This is a genomic window from Vulcanococcus sp. Clear-D1 (genome assembly GCF_014654725.1).
GTDB lineage: Bacteria > Cyanobacteriota > Cyanobacteriia > PCC-6307 > Cyanobiaceae > Vulcanococcus.
Genome location: NZ_JACVZV010000006.1, coordinates 29,287 through 43,418, shown reverse-complemented (window position 1 = coordinate 43,418; position 14,132 = coordinate 29,287). Strand labels below are relative to the sequence as shown.

At 66.5% G+C, this 14,132-nt stretch carries 15 protein-coding genes and 1 tRNA gene; 5 read left to right on the top strand and 11 right to left on the bottom strand.

Annotation, left to right across the window (positions count from 1 at the left end):
• Positions 1 to 18: 18 nt before the first annotated feature.
• Entirely contained in the window at positions 19 to 960 is a 942-nt protein-coding gene (locus H9532_RS02065; RefSeq protein ID WP_296365332.1) for an aspartoacylase, read from the top strand.
• Here H9532_RS02065 and H9532_RS02060 read toward each other — a convergent pair.
• Both H9532_RS02060 and H9532_RS02055 read right to left on the bottom strand, forming a co-directional pair.
• Positions 939 to 1,352 carry a hypothetical protein gene (locus H9532_RS02060; RefSeq protein ID WP_296365330.1) on the bottom strand — a complete coding sequence of 138 codons (414 nt, stop codon included), beginning with the start codon at positions 1,350 to 1,352 and terminating at the stop codon, positions 939 to 941. The genes H9532_RS02065 and H9532_RS02060 overlap by 22 nt on opposite strands.
• A 21-nt stretch (positions 1,353 to 1,373) precedes the next feature.
• Entirely contained in the window at positions 1,374 to 1,697 is a 324-nt protein-coding gene (locus H9532_RS02055) for a hypothetical protein (RefSeq protein ID WP_296365328.1), read from the bottom strand.
• A gap of 224 nt (positions 1,698 to 1,921) precedes the next feature.
• Here H9532_RS02055 and psbA point away from each other — a divergent pair, with 224 nt between their 5' ends.
• Positions 1,922 to 3,001: a photosystem II q(b) protein gene (gene psbA, locus H9532_RS02050; protein ID WP_214338452.1), complete on the top strand. Its 1,080-nt coding sequence runs from the start codon at positions 1,922 to 1,924 to the stop codon at positions 2,999 to 3,001.
• 97 nt (positions 3,002 to 3,098) lie between these two features.
• Here psbA and H9532_RS02045 read toward each other — a convergent pair whose 3' ends face one another.
• From H9532_RS02045 to H9532_RS02035, 3 genes are all read right to left on the bottom strand, one after another.
• A complete protein-coding gene (locus tag H9532_RS02045) occupies positions 3,099 to 3,548 on the bottom strand; it encodes a nucleoside deaminase (RefSeq protein WP_296365326.1) in 450 nt (149 codons plus the stop codon).
• A gap of 16 nt (positions 3,549 to 3,564) precedes the next feature.
• Positions 3,565 to 4,629 carry an alkene reductase gene (locus H9532_RS02040; protein WP_296365324.1) on the bottom strand — a complete coding sequence of 355 codons (1,065 nt, stop codon included), beginning with the start codon at positions 4,627 to 4,629 and terminating at the stop codon, positions 3,565 to 3,567.
• 242 nt (positions 4,630 to 4,871) lie between these two features.
• A tRNA-Thr gene (locus H9532_RS02035) sits at positions 4,872 to 4,943 on the bottom strand.
• Positions 4,944 to 4,992: 49 nt separating this feature from the next.
• On the opposite strand from H9532_RS02035, the gene H9532_RS02030 reads away from it, so the two are divergent.
• A complete protein-coding gene (locus tag H9532_RS02030) occupies positions 4,993 to 5,262 on the top strand; it encodes a DUF3493 domain-containing protein (RefSeq protein WP_296365322.1) in 270 nt (89 codons plus the stop codon).
• Here the strand turns inward: H9532_RS02030 and H9532_RS02025 are convergent.
• The 6 genes from H9532_RS02025 to H9532_RS02000 form a co-directional block, all read right to left on the bottom strand.
• Complete coding sequence (locus tag H9532_RS02025; RefSeq protein WP_296365320.1) at positions 5,146 to 6,039, bottom strand: low-complexity tail membrane protein; 894 nt, start codon at positions 6,037 to 6,039, stop codon at positions 5,146 to 5,148. The two genes, H9532_RS02030 and H9532_RS02025, sit on opposite strands and share 117 nt — an antisense overlap.
• A gap of 16 nt (positions 6,040 to 6,055) precedes the next feature.
• Complete coding sequence (gene infB, locus H9532_RS02020) at positions 6,056 to 9,409, bottom strand: translation initiation factor IF-2 (protein WP_296365317.1); 3,354 nt, start codon at positions 9,407 to 9,409, stop codon at positions 6,056 to 6,058.
• A gap of 64 nt (positions 9,410 to 9,473) precedes the next feature.
• Positions 9,474 to 9,752: a YlxR family protein gene (locus tag H9532_RS02015; RefSeq protein WP_296365315.1), complete on the bottom strand. Its 279-nt coding sequence runs from the start codon at positions 9,750 to 9,752 to the stop codon at positions 9,474 to 9,476.
• Positions 9,749 to 11,194 carry a transcription termination factor NusA gene (nusA, locus tag H9532_RS02010; RefSeq protein ID WP_296365313.1) on the bottom strand — a complete coding sequence of 482 codons (1,446 nt, stop codon included), beginning with the start codon at positions 11,192 to 11,194 and terminating at the stop codon, positions 9,749 to 9,751. The genes H9532_RS02015 and nusA overlap by 4 nt, the downstream gene beginning before the upstream one ends.
• Before the next feature lie 53 nt (positions 11,195 to 11,247).
• On the bottom strand, positions 11,248 to 11,721 hold the full coding sequence (rimP, locus tag H9532_RS02005; protein ID WP_296365311.1) for a ribosome maturation factor RimP: 474 nt from the start codon (positions 11,719 to 11,721) through the stop codon (positions 11,248 to 11,250).
• A 173-nt stretch (positions 11,722 to 11,894) separates the two neighbouring features.
• A complete protein-coding gene (locus H9532_RS02000; protein WP_296365310.1) occupies positions 11,895 to 12,176 on the bottom strand; it encodes a hypothetical protein in 282 nt (93 codons plus the stop codon).
• 33 nt (positions 12,177 to 12,209) lie between these two features.
• Here H9532_RS02000 and H9532_RS01995 point away from each other — a divergent pair, with 33 nt between their 5' ends.
• The gene (locus tag H9532_RS01995) at positions 12,210 to 13,004 is read left to right on the top strand and encodes a metallophosphoesterase (protein ID WP_296365308.1); all 795 of its coding nucleotides are present in this window, start codon (positions 12,210 to 12,212) and stop codon (positions 13,002 to 13,004) included.
• 26 nt (positions 13,005 to 13,030) lie between these two features.
• A complete protein-coding gene (locus tag H9532_RS01990) occupies positions 13,031 to 14,125 on the top strand; it encodes a trypsin-like peptidase domain-containing protein (RefSeq protein ID WP_296365306.1) in 1,095 nt (364 codons plus the stop codon).
• Positions 14,126 to 14,132: the final 7 nt, after the last annotated feature.

Sequence of the window (14,132 nt, the reverse complement as noted above, 5' to 3'; positions counted from 1 at the left end):
ACCCGCCGGAGAACAGGCATGGGCCAGGGCCGAGTTCTGGTGGTGGCAGCCACCCACGGCAACGAGCGCAATGCCCCCTGGCTGCTCGAGCAATGGAGGGCGCGGCCGGAACTGCTGCGCAGCGGAGGGCTTGAGCTGCATCTCGAAATCGGCAATCCCGAGGCGTTTGCTGCCAACCGCCGCTACCTCGATCGCGATCTCAATCGCTGCTTCACTCCCGAACTCCTGGCTGACACCAGCCGCACGGAGAGCGAGGTGCAGCGCGCCCGCGACCTGCTCGCGGCCCATGGCCCCGATGGTGCCCAGCCCTGCGCCGTGGTGCTTGATCTGCACAGCACCACCAGTGCCATGGGTAATTCGTTGGTGGTGTACGGCCGGCGGCCAGCGGATCTGGCCCTGGCGGCCGGCATTCAGGCCCGGTTGGGGCTGCCGGTGTACCTGCATGAGGCCGATTCGGCGCAGACCGGATTTCTGGTGGAGCGTTGGCCGGCGGGGTTGGTGATCGAAGTGGGGCCCGTGCCCCAGGGTTTGGTGTCGGCGGTGATCTGCCGCCAGACCCAGCTGGCCCTGGAAGCCGCTCTCGACACCCTGGCCGCGGCTGCAGCGGGCCGGCTCCGGCTTCCGCATGGCCTGCAGGTGCACCTGCACCACAGCAGCCTCGATCTCCCCCGTAGCCCGCAGGGGGTTCCGGCCGCAGCCCTGCATCCCCTGCGGCAGCACCGTGATTGGCAGCCGCTGCAACCGGGTGATCCCCTGTTTTGGAGCGCTGATGGTGCCGCCCTGCCGTTGGAGCGGGGCTCAGCTCTGGAGGCTGGCGCCCGCTGGCCGGTGTTCATCAACGAGGCCGCCTACGGCGAAAAGGGCATCGCCCTGAGCCTCTGCCGCCGGGAGCTGTGGAGCTGTGAACTCAGCTGGGCCGAGGCCCTGGGCGCGTTGGTTCAGCGGAGTGGGCCGTTGTAAATCAGCTGAGCAACGGTGCGCCCATCGGGGCTGATCAGGATCTCGCTGGAGATGGTGGGTGTCTTGCCCAGTTGCTGCCAGCCAGGCGCACCTCCGTTGAAGCGGAACAGGAAGCCCTGATCAGTGCTGCTCACCAGGCAGCTGCCGCCGCTGCCCCCCGAAGAAAACATGCAGGCGTCCGGCATGTACTGGCTCAGGCCGCCATTGAGTTGCACCACGGTGTTGCGGGCCAGGTTCAAGGCGCGTTGCCGCGCTGGTGCCAGCTGCTGCAGCTGGTCGATCCGCTCAAGGGTTTGATTCACGCCCTGGGCGAAGCCGGCGCCAGGGGTGAGCGCCAGGGCAGTGGCAGCGGCAGCGGCGAAAGCGCCGGCGATCGGGGTGAGGCGTGGCATGGGGTTCGAGGTGGTGGGAGCTCAGCCGCAGGCCCAGGTGCTCTGTTCCTTGGTGCAGGGCAGATCGCTGCTGGTGCCGTCGGCCCAGTAAATCCGAAGCCTGTCGTCGCTGGTGCCCATGCGGAACGTGAGCGACTTCACCGGCCCGGCGGGCGCTTTGCCCGAAGGGTCCGCTGTGCTCCCCGCCCCTGGACTGGCCTGACGCTGCTCCAGCTGCTGCAGCCTCAGTTCGATGCGGTTGAGGCGCTCGTTCTCGGCGGAGGGATTGCTCTGGCAACCCACCAAGAGCAGCGCGGCAGCCAGAGAAATGGCGGAGAGGCGCATGGCCAGGGCGGAGAAAGGCAACTCCTAGCAGCGATCTCGGGGATTGACCAGGCGGCGCATCAGTGGAGCTGATCAGTGTGATCAGAAGGGCTCAGCTCGCCGATTGCCTTAAGAGCGCGTCACACGGCGCAAACATCCGTTACATTGGGTCTTGGCAGGGCGGGTTACCGGCCTGTCCTTCCTTCCCGCTCCGGCGCTGGACCTGATTTCAGGTTTTGCCGCTGAGCACTACGTATCCCGTACTCATGACCACCACTCTCCAGCAGCGCCAAGGCGCTTCTGCGTGGAACCAGTTCTGCGAGTGGGTCACCAGCACCGACAACCGCCTCTATGTGGGTTGGTTCGGCGTTCTGATGATCCCCTGCCTGCTGGCAGCCACCATCTGCTTCATCGTTGCTTTCATCGCAGCTCCCCCCGTCGACATCGACGGCATCCGTGAGCCTGTGGCCGGCAGCCTGATGTATGGCAACAACATCATCTCCGGCGCTGTGATCCCCAGCAGCAACGCCATCGGTCTGCACTTCTATCCCATTTGGGAAGCCGCCAGCCTCGACGAGTGGCTGTACAACGGCGGTCCTTTCCAGCTGGTTGTTTTCCACTTCCTCATCGGCATCTACGCCTACATGGGTCGTGAGTGGGAACTCTCCTACCGCCTGGGCATGCGTCCCTGGATCTGCGTTGCTTACAGCGCACCCGTGGCTGCTGCCTCTGCTGTGTTCCTGGTGTATCCCTTCGGTCAGGGCTCCTTCTCGGACGCCATGCCCCTGGGTATCTCCGGCACCTTCAACTACATGTTGGTGTTCCAGGCTGAGCACAACATCCTGATGCACCCCTTCCACATGCTTGGTGTGGCTGGTGTGTTCGGTGGCTCCCTGTTCTCCGCCATGCACGGCTCGCTGGTGACCTCCTCCCTGGTGCGTGAAACCACCGAGAGCGAGAGCCAGAACTACGGCTACAAGTTCGGCCAAGAGGAAGAGACCTACAACATCGTGGCTGCCCACGGTTACTTCGGTCGCCTGATCTTCCAATACGCCTCGTTCAACAACAGCCGCAGCCTGCACTTCTTCCTGGCTGCCTGGCCCGTGGTTGGCATCTGGTTCACCGCCCTGGGCGTGAGCACCATGGCCTTCAACCTGAACGGTTTCAACTTCAACCAGTCCATCCTGGATTCCCAGGGTCGTGTTCTGAACACCTGGGCTGACGTGCTGAACCGCGCTGGTCTGGGCATGGAAGTGATGCACGAGCGCAACGCTCACAACTTCCCCCTCGACCTGGCTGCTGCAGAAGCCACCCCCGTGGCTCTGACTGCACCTGCCATCGGCTGAGGTTGATCCTCAACACGGTTCAACCTTGGTTGAATCGGAAGGCCCCCGCGTTAGCGGGGGCTTTTTGTTGGGCGCATGTGGTGAGGACCCAAGCCCATCACTGGCCGATGTCTTCCGCCCACAGTTCGGGTTTGCCCTGCAGCATCTTCTGCATCAGGGCTTCGCAGGCCGGATCATCCAGGCAGTCCACGCGGATGCCGGCCTCCTGCAGCCACTGTTCGGCGCCCTGAAAGCTCTTTCGCTCACCGATCAGCACGCGGCGAAAGCCCAGCAGCACGGCGGTGCCAGCGCACATTGGGCAGGGCGAAAGTGTGGTGACGAGCGTGAGATCGCGCCAGTCGCGGCGCCGCCCCGCATTGCGGATGCATTGGGTTTCCCCATGGCTTGTGGGGTCACCGTTCTGCACCCGTTGGTTGTGCCCCCGGGCCACGATCGTGCCGTCTTCCTGGGCGAGCACAGCGCCGATTGGAATTCCACCCTCCTCCCAGCTTTGCTCCGCTTCCTGGCGGGCTTCAGCCATCAAGCGCTGCATGGTGGTCTGATCCATCGTTCAACCCCGGGGCCTACCCATTGAGGCGTGGATAGTCGATGTAGCCAGTGGGCCCGGCGCTGTAAAACGTGGTGGGATCGGCCGTACTGAGCGGGGCGTTCGCCTGAAAACGCGCCGGCAAATCGGGGTTAGCGATGAACGGCCGGCCGAAGGCCACGGCATCCACGGCGCCGGATTGGATGGCGGCGTTGGCCTCCTTGGCTCCATACCCCAGGTTGGCGACCAAGACGCCCTTGAACCGTTCCCTGGCGGGAGTCAACACATCACCGAGCTGCTGACCAAGCAGGTCGGCTCGCATCAGGTGCAGATAGGCGAGGGGAACCGCGTTGAGCTGCTCCGCCAACCAGCTGATCAGTCCGATGGGATCTGAATCGCGCATCGCGTTGTAGCTGTTGAGGGGTGAAAGCCGAAGACCCATCAGGGGTGTTTCCTGAGAGACCGCCTCAAGCACCTCCATTAACAGCCGAGAGCGGTTCTCCAGAGAGCCGCCGTAATGTCCTTGGCGTTGATTGCTGCCATCCCGCAGAAATGAATCCAGCAGGTAGCCGTTGGCGCCATGGATTTCGACGCCATCAAAACCAGCGCGGAGGGCATGGCGCGCAGCTAGGCGGAAGCCTTCCACGATGAGCGGGAGTTCCTGATCCGAGAGCTCCCGCGGCGTCACATACGGTTTCTTCCCTTCTGGCGTACGTACTTCATCGCCTGTGATCGCCAGGGGGCTGGGGCCGACGGGCTGTCTCCCTCCATTGAGCAGGGGATGGCAGGCGCGTCCGCCATGCCAGATCTGGAGCACGATGCGACCACCGGCTTGATGCACGGCCTCCGTGGTGAGGCGCCAGCCCTCGATCTGAGCGTCGTTGTAGATGCCGGGTTCGTGCCAGAAGGCTGAATGACCTTCCATCGCCATCGTGGCCTCCGACACGATCAGCCCGGCACTGGCGCGTTGGCTGTAGTACTCCGCCATCAGATCGCCGGGCACGTGGCCGATTTCGGTTCGGCAACGGGTGAGCGGTGCCATCCAGATGCGGTTGGGGAGCTCCAGCTCGCCTAGGCGCAGGGGGGAGAACAGATCGGCCATGGCCGGATTCTGGCTGGCTGTTCTGAATGTGCACGCCAGCGCAGGTGTTTCAGCACCCTCTGGTGAAGATCATTCAGGCTGAACGCAATCCCCACGAATTGCAATCAGGTGGCATGCCTGATGAATCATGTGCTCTTCTAATGATGTCATTGCCGAAAGAGAGAGAGCTTGCGATCAGCTGATCAAGCGGACAATACCCCTTGGAGTACAGGCGTTAGCGCTCTGTTTTGACTCTTTGAAAAAGCCGGTGACTGGATTTGAACCTGCGACCTACTGATTACGAATCAGTTGCTCTACCACTGAGCTACACCGGCAGCCGCATCAAATTAGCATTCAGGCTGTTGCGCCCTTCGGGCTCGCGTTATGGCACCACAGTCCCGCGAGCCCCTGGATCCAGCCCTGCGGGCGCGTTTGCTGCAGGAAGCCAAGACACCTTGGCGTGGGCTCAGGCGAGGGCTTTGGCTGGCTTTCACCGCGTCCGCGGCCGTAGGCCTCGCCACGATGACGATGCGCGCTTCAGCTGGTGAGGCCGTCGCCCTCAGCGACCTTGGGATCCAGATTGGGGCTCTCGTGCTCTTCGGCGGTCTCCTCTGGCGCGACCGCAACCCCAGCCTCGACGATGAAGCCGCCTGAGTCGGCGTCAGCCTCGGGGTTGGCTTCGGGCTCAGGCTCCTGCATCGGAGCTTGAGCCGGAGCTTCCGGGGCGGCTTCCTCGATGGGCTCTTCAGTAACCGCTTCGCTTGGTTCAGGCTGCGGAGGTGTGGCGCGTTCCGTTGCAGCCTCGGGTTGGGAGGTGGGTTCGGGTTTGGGCGCCGGTGATTCGATCGTCAGCGGCGGCAAGAGCAGCAGAGGGAGTCCCAGATTCAGGCGGTGATCGGCGGCCTGTGCCTGGGTGAGGGGCAGGCTTTGCTCCACCAGTGCCGCAGGCTGGCTGAACAGCCAGAGGGTTTGCACCAGCTGGTGCCAGTGCCATTGCATCAAGCTGAGCAGCGGCAGGCTCACCAGGAGCACCACCAACCGCGGGCTGGCCGAAAGGGGCGACCAGGCCCACGCCAAGCCAGCGTTGGCATCCATCATCCAAATGAGCGGCAGGAGCACGGCGGCTCCCGAGGCCGCAATCACCTTCAGAGGCAGGGCAGTTTGCAGAGCGCTCAGCCGCAGTTGCTCGGGCCGGCGACCGCGCAGGGGCACCTGAAGCAGCAGCAGCGACCAGAGGTCGGGAGGTAGTCGCCAGAACAACACAGCCGGCGCGAGCGCACCCAGGGCCCAAGCCAGCAACCGTTCGAAGCCAGGCAGAGGGCCAGGATCCGCTCCAGCGAGAACCAGAAGCAGCAGCAGCGCCTCGAGCGGCAAGGCCGCGAGCCCCAGGAGCTGGAGCCACAGCAGGGGTTCGCGTCTTGCCGGATTCACGGGGTGCGGCTGCAGATCAGGTGCTCAGTGTGCGGCGTTGGGTGACCAGTTTGTAGGCCTCAACGCGGTCGCCTTCCTGCCAGTTGGCGAAGCGATCGCAGCCGATGCCGCACTCGAAGCCGGTGGCCACTTCCTTCTGGTCGTCCTTGCCGCGGCGCAGGGAGTCGAGGTCGCCCTCGTACACCTTTTCCTTGCCGCGCCAGACGCGCACCTTGCAGTTGCGCTGCAGCTTGCCGTTGGTGACGTAGCAGCCCGCCACAGCGCTCTTGCCGATGGTGAACACGGCCCGCACTTCGGCTTCGCCGAGGTTCTCTTCCACCAGCTCGGGTTCCAGCAGGCCTTCCATGGCCATCTGGATGTCTTCGAGCAGCTTGTAGATCACGTCGTAATCGCGCACATCCACACCGGTGGCATCGGCGGCGCGCTTGGCGCCCGGTGCCATCGAGGTGTTGAAGCCCACAATCACGGCGCCGGAAGCAGCGGCCAGATCCACGTCGGTTTCGGTGATCTCGCCCGGTGCCGAGAGCAGCACCCGCACCTGAACCTCTTCGCGGGGCAGCTGTTCGAGGGAGCCGAGGATGGCTTCCACCGAACCCTGCACGTCGGCTTTGAGGATCAGATTGAGCTCCTTGAGCTCGCCCTCGCTGGCCTGGCCCGACATCGACGCCAGCGACACCCGGCGGGAGGCCATCTGCTGAGCCAGTCGGGTGGCGCGGGCCTCGGTGGCGCGATCGCCCACCACGGCGCGGGCGGCCTTCTCGTCGGGGTAGACCTCGAACTCATCGCCGGCGGTGGGCACTTCGCTGAAGCCCAGGGCTTCCACCGCATAGGAGGGGCCGGCTTCCTTCACGCGCTTGCCGTTGTCGTCGACCATGGCGCGCACCTTGCCCAGGATCGGGCCTGCCGCCAGCACATCGCCGGTGCGCAGGGTGCCGTTCTGGATGAGCAGGGTGGCCACAGGGCCCTTGGCCTTGTCGAGGTGTGCCTCGATCACGGTGCCCTTGGCCATGCGGTCGGGGTTGGCCTGCAGGTCTTCCACTTCGGAGACCAGCAGGATCATCTCGAGCAGCTTGTCGATGTTCTCGCCCTTGATGGCGCTCACCGGCACCATCACGGTGTTGCCGCCCCAGTCCTCCGCCACGAGTTCGTGGGCGGAGAGCTCCTGTTTCACCCGATCCGCAGAGGCGCCTTCCTTGTCGATCTTGTTGATCGCCACCAGGATCGGCACCTTGGCGGCGCGGGCGTGGCTGATGGCCTCCAGGGTCTGAGGGCGCACGCCGTCATCGGCGGCCACCACCAGCACGGCCACATCGGTCACCTTGGTGCCGCGGGCACGCATGGCGGTGAACGCCTCGTGGCCCGGGGTGTCGAGGAAGGTGATCTTGCGCTGCTCGCCGGCGTGGGGCACTTCCACCTGGTAAGCACCGATGTGCTGGGTGATGCCCCCGGCTTCGCCGGCCGTGACACGGGTTTTGCGGATCGAGTCGAGCAGGCTGGTTTTGCCGTGGTCCACGTGGCCCATCACGGTCACCACAGGCGGGCGGCGGATCAGGTGAGCCAGGTCGCTCTCCTCGATCATCTCCACCGTCTTGGCGGCAGCGGCCTCCACGTCGTCTTCGAGCACCGGCACGCCGAACTCGTCCGACACCGTCTCGATCGCGGAGAGATCGAGGGTTTGGGTGACGGTGGCGATGATGCCCTTAAAGAACAGGCTCTTGATGATCTCGGAGCTGTCCACGCCCAGGCGATCGGCCAGCTCCTGCACCGTGAGGTTGCCCTCCGGCACCACCAGCATTTCGGGCCGCTGCTGCTTGGCCTCGCGGGCAGCCCGCAGCTCCATGGCGCGGCGGCGCTGGCGCTGACGGGTGGTTTCCTTCTTGCGCTTGCGGGTAACGGCCGTGGGCTTGCGCTGGGCGGTGGCAGTGCTCTTCGGCTTGGCGGGGCGGGCCAGGGAGGCCTGCAGCACCACGGCTTCCTGTTCGCCGGCGAAGCCGCCAGTTTCTGCCGTCAGCGCATCGTCGTTCTCGCCAATGATGTGCACCTTCTGGCGCTGTTTCTGCGGCGAGCGGCTGCGCAGGGCTTCCAGCTTGGCGCTGTCGTCCCAATCGGGGCGCCGGGGGCGGCCGCCAGCGGGAGGCTGGGGTGCCCGGAAATTCGGGCGGCGGGGCGCCGAGGGAGGTGTGGCGATCGGCCGGGCGGCCTCGTCACCGCCGGGGGCTGCGGCGCCAGCACCCACGCCTGCGGGTGCACCAGGGCGGCGGGGCGGGGCAGCGGCGGGGCGTGCACCAGGCTTTTGCAGCTGCATCAGCTCGCCAGGGGCCACCGGCTTGCGCATGCCGGGCATGCCGGGGCGTGTGGGCGGCGCTGGGCGATTGCCGCCGCCAGCTGGGCCGCTCACATCGCGGCGAATCGGTTTGCCCACCAGCTCGACCTGCGGCCTGGCCGGTGGAGTGCCCGGTTTGGCTCCGCGCACGGGAGCCGGGGCGCCGGGGCGTGTGGGCATGCCCGGCCGTTGGCTCAGGGATGGACGACCCGACGGGGGCGCCGGGCGGCTGCCGCCCTGACCGCTCTGGGGACGCCCGACGAGTTGGGGCTTATTGCCGCCGCCACCGGCTGCAGGACGGCTGGGCGCCGGTGCACCGGGACGTGAGGGTGCTACTGCGGGCCGTTGCGGCGGTGCCACAGGGCGAGCCGGTGTGGCGGCATTAGGAGGTGCTGGTTTGCGGGCAGGGGGCGCACCCGCAGGCGCTTTCGACACGATTGCTGGAGCGGGGCGGCCGGGGGCCGGAGCGCCGGGGCGCGCTGGTGCCCCAGCCGGTTTGGCTGCTGCAGGCCGGGCCGGAGGCGCAACCGGAGCAGCCGGGCGTGCGGGGGGCGCGACGGGTTTGGCCGCCTGCGGGGCCGGTGCGGCCGGCCGGGGAGCGGGAGCAGCGGGTTTGGCCGCAGCCGGTGCGGGCGCTGCAGGGCGGGCCGGTGCCGTAACGGGAGGCTTGGCGGCAACAGGTTTGGCTGCGGCGGGCTTCGCGGCGGCCGGGGGTTGCACAGGCGCCGGTTTCACCGGTGCGGCAGGGGCGCTGGCTGCCGGTTTCGGTGCCTTAGGAGCGGCAGGAGCCGGGGCAGACGGTGCTTTCTTCACCGAGAGAATGGCTTTCTGGGGCGGCGCAGCCGGGGCTGGTGCGGCGGCGGCCTTGGAGCCGTTAGCGCCAGTCTTGATCAGGCTGCGGATGCGGGCTGCCTCGTCGTCACTAATGGAGCTGCTGTGGCTCTTCGCGGCGATCGAGAGCTTCTCGGCGGCATCGAGCACATCCTTGTTCTCAAGGCCCAAGTCCTTGGACAGCTCGTAAATCCTGACTTTGCCGCTGCTGGTCATTCAGTGCTCCAAAGGGTCGGTGCCACGGGTGCCACCGGGCCTCCACACACGGTGAGGCCAACATTCATCTTGCCTCAGAGCCTGCAGATGAGGTGGCGTGCAGGCGCTGCTCCAATGCCGCGTAGATGGAATCTGCAACCTGGCAACGCAGGGCCTTCTGCAGTTTCTTGCGGCGCTTGGCTTCCTCGAGACAGCTCTGGCTCGGGCAGAGGTAGGCCGATCGGCCCATGCCCTTGTCGAGAGCGAGTCCTCCGTCCGCCAGGCGGATGACCCGCCAGAGCTGTTGGCGATCCAACAGCTGCCGGCAGGTCACGCAGCGCCTGAGGACGCTGCGCTCACTCACCGGGCTCCATCCTCGTCATCGGCTTCCGCCACCACGTCTTCAGTGGTGTCTTCGCTGGCCTCTTCCGTGGCTGTTGCGGTGCCCTCTTGAGCCGCAGGCTCTTCGTTGGAGGATTCCTCGTCAGCGTCTTCCGCGCCGTACTCCTCCTCGTCTTCCGGCAGCGGATATAGCTCGCGCAGACGGGCATCCTCTTCAGCGCGCAGGGCCTGCTCCGCTTCGAGGCGGGCTTCGGCTTCCGCCTGCAGGGCTTCCTCTTCCTGGCGTTGGGCGATCAGCTCAGCCACCTTCTCGTCTTCCGAGGACTGGTCGTATTCCGTGCTGTTCTTGATGTCGATCTTCCAGCCGGTGAGGCGGGCGGCCAGGCGCACGTTCTGGCCCTCGCGGCCGATGGCCAGGCTCAGCTGATCGGGCGGCACGAGCACGTGGGCGTGCTGGCCTTCGGGGTCCACCAGGCGCACCGCTTCCACGCGGGCGGGGCTGAGGGAGTTGGCGATGTACTGGCCCGGGTCCTGCGACCAGCGGATCACGTCGATCTTTTCGCCGCGCAGCTCGTTCACCACCTGCTGAATGCGGGAGCCGCGGGCGCCGATGCAGGCACCCACCGGATCCACTTCGCGCTCCACCGAATCCACGGCCACCTTGGTGCGCGGGCCCACCGAGCGGCTGGGGGGATTGGCCTCGCGGGCCACGGCCACGATGCGCACCGAACCCTCCTGGATCTCGGGCACCTCGTTCTCGAACAGGTACACCACCAGGCCGGCGTTGGCGCGGCTCACGAACAGCTGCGGTCCGCGGCGGGGCACCTCGCTCACCTCCTTGAGGAAGACCTTGAAGGTGGCGTTGGCGCGGTAGTTGTCGTTGGGCAACTGATCGCGGCGGGGCAGCTCGGCCTCCACCTCGGGACGGCCCAGGCCGCTGCTCACGGCCATGATCACGCTCTGGCGCTCGAAGCGGATCACGCGGGCGGTGAGCACCGGATCCTCGAGATCCGCGAACTCCTCCTGGATCATCCGGCGCTGCTGATCGCGCAGCTTCTGGGCCAGCACCTGCTTGGTGGTGGCGGCGGCCATGCGGCCGAAATCCTCTTTCTCGGGGGTGACGTCGAGCACCACGGTGTCGCCCACCTGGGCGTCCTCGGCCACCTGCATCACCTCAGCCAGGGCGATCTGGTGGTCTTCGCTCTCCACCTCCTCCACGATGATCTTGGAGGCGAGCACCCGGTAACCCTCTTCATCGAGGTCCAGTGCCACGTCGAAGTTGGAGAAGTAGTCCTCCTCGAACGGGTCTTCGCTGATGCCCAGATACAGGGTGCGGCGATAGCGCTCATAGCCCTTGAGCAGAGCCTCGCGCAGGGCCGATTCCACCACCTGGGCAGGCAGCTTTTTCTCTTCGCTGATGTCCTCGATCAGGTTCGACAGACCGGGGAGGAGAACCAGGGCCATGGGTGGAGGGAGAAACGGGTGGTCTTCGGGGTGGGCTGAGAGCGGCTGGCGCTTTAACCCTCGGTGGGCGTGGTGAGGCGCACGGTGATCACATCGGCGCGGGAAAGGCGAACCGAGCGGCCGCGCACATTGATCAGCACGCTGTCGTCGGTGCGTTCCAGCAGGAGGCCTTCCCGTTCGGCCTCGGCACCGGTTTTGGCATCGCGATAGCGAACGCACACCGGAAAGCCGCGAAAGCTGCGGAAATCCCGATCGTCGTTCAGCGTTTCAGGGATGCCTGGGCTGCTGATTTCCAGAACATAGGCCTCCTCGATCAGGCTGGCTGCCTCCAGCGCCTCGCCCAGCACGCCGCTGAAGCTGGCGCAGTTGTCGAGGCTCACGTCGCCGCCATCCGCCAGACGCAGCTGCACCTGCAGCGTCATCGGGATGCGGTGGGTGAGCAGCTGCAAGCCGCACACCTGAAATCCGGCGTCGGCGGCTACCTGGCTCGCCAGGTGCTCGAGGTCGGGGATGAGTGGATGCGGCAAGCCGGATCGCTGGTCGGGGGACGGGCAACCCGTCCGGCACCTGCAGTGATCTGCAACCTGGCTGTCGGTTGGTTTCGAAGCGGAAGCCGTTTCGAAACTGTACGGGCAGCAAGGGGTGCCCGCCGGGCACATCCCGACCCTAGAGGATCGAGGTGTGCCCCTTGCACGGGCCTTCAGCCGCCAAGCGGCCCGCCCAGGGCGTTGAGATCCACAGCTGGGGGCTCCATGTAGGCATCGCCCGGCTTCTGCTCACCCCGCAGCGTTGGGTCTTGATTGAGGCACTGGCCTTTCTGTTCGTCGGTGCGGAGGTATTGGCAGACCCGTGCCCACAGCTTGGAGCGGGTGGAGGGACCTCCCTGGCTGAAGTGCACCAGATCGCCGCCGCCAGCCATGCCCTGAATCTCCACCTGGCAGAGCGAGCAGCGTTGACGAGTGCCTGGGGGGATTGCGGCCATGCCAGCCATGCGCAGAACGGGCAACTTAGGGCCATGTCGGAGGAACGGGCTGTGCTGCGGGTGCTTCAGCTGAGTGATCCCCACCTGTTGGCGGATCCCCGCGGCCGTTGTCGCGGTCGGGTCGCCATGGGGGCCCTGCACCACGCTTGGCAGCAGGCCCTGGCGCAGCTTGGCCAGCCACCGGATCTCCTGCTGATCAGCGGCGACCTCTGCCAGGACGAAAGCCTGGGCGGTTATGTGCGGCTGCGCGAGCTGCTGGAGCGATGGGCGGTGCCCACGGCTCTGCTGAGCGGCAACCACGATCACCCCGGTTTGTTGCGGGCGGCCTTGGGGCGCTGGGCCTGGATTGCGCCGGCCGTGGTGCCGCTGGCCGGCTGGCAGCTACTCCTGTTGAGCAGCCATCGCCCTGGTTCGGTGGCCGGTTGGCTCGAACCGGCCCAGCTCGCCTGGTTGGAGCATCAGCTGCAGGCCGGTCAGGGGCCGGCGCTTGTGGCGCTGCACCATCCACCGGTGCCGATCGGCAGTTCGGAGCTCGATCGCATCGGCCTGCAGGAGCCTGAAGGGTTGTTGCAGTCCTTGCTGGCTAGCCCTCGGGTGTCCGGGGTGGTGTTTGGCCACGTGCATCAGCACTGGCAAGGCGCGCTGGAACGACCCAGCGGAGCCGCGCTGCCGCTCTGGGCCTGCCCTTCCACCCTTGCGGCCTTCAGCGCCGTGCAGCCCTGTCCGCTCGGCAAGGCCGATTGGCCGGGTGGTCGGCTGCTGCTGCTCAGCGCTGATGGGACTCTCACCACCCAGCTGCTGCGTTGGCCGTCCGCCCAGGCTGCCTAGCCTGCGCATCAACCGTCTGATCCGACGTGCGCCGCCTTCTTGCTCTGCCCCTGCTCCTTCTGGTGAGCTTGTGGCTGGCAGCGCCGGCCTGGGCTGATCGTTCGGGATCCGGCAACAGTTTCGTGGCTGCGGCGGTGAAGCGGGTGGCGCCAGCGGTGGTGCGGATCGACACCGAGCGCAGCGTGCCCCGCATCGGCCTGGATCCCTCCTTCAACGACCCGCTGCTGCGGGAGCTGTTCGGCGATCAGATGCCCCACAGCCGTGAGCGCGGCCAGGGCTCCGGGATCGTGATCGATGCCAAGGGCCTGGTGCTCACCAATGCCCACGTGGTGGATGGGGCCGACCGGGTGGAGGTGAGCCTGCCTGACGGCCGGGAGTTGGAGGGTCGTGTGCTCGGGGCTGATCCGATCACGGATCTGGCGGTGGTGAGCATTCCCCCTGGCTCTGGCCTCAAGGCCGCCCCGCTCGGCGATTCCGAGGCGCTGGAAGTGGGCGATTGGGCGATTGCGCTGGGAACGCCCTATGGCCTGGAGCGCACGGTGACCCTCGGCATCGTGAGCAGCCTGCACCGCAACATCACCAGCCTTGGCTTCTCCGATAAGCGGCTTGAGCTGATCCAGACGGATGCCGCCATCAACCCCGGGAACTCCGGCGGACCACTGATCAACGCCGATGGTGAGGTGGTGGGGATCAACACGCTGGTGCGCTCCGGCCCCGGCGCTGGCCTGGGTTTTGCCATCCCGATCAATCTGGCCAAGGGTGTGGCGGCCCAGTTGGGCAATGGTGGTTCGGTGGTGCACCCCTATCTGGGACTGCAGTTGGTGCCCCTCAACGCCCGCCTGGCCCGCGACAACAACCGCGATCCCAACGCCCTGGTGCAGTTGCCGGAGCGCGATGGGGCCCTGGTGCAGCGGGTCCTGCCGGAGAGCCCGGCCGAGAAGGCCGGCTTGCGCCGGGGCGATCTGGTGGTGGCTGCCGCCGATCAAACGGTTCCCGATCCCGGCACCCTGCTGCGCCTGGTGGAAGGCTCCACGGTGGGTGAAGCGCTGCCGCTCACCGTGCTGCGGGGCGAGCAGGAGTTGCAGCTGTCGATCCGGCCAGAGGCGCTCCCCAGCGCCTGAGCTACGG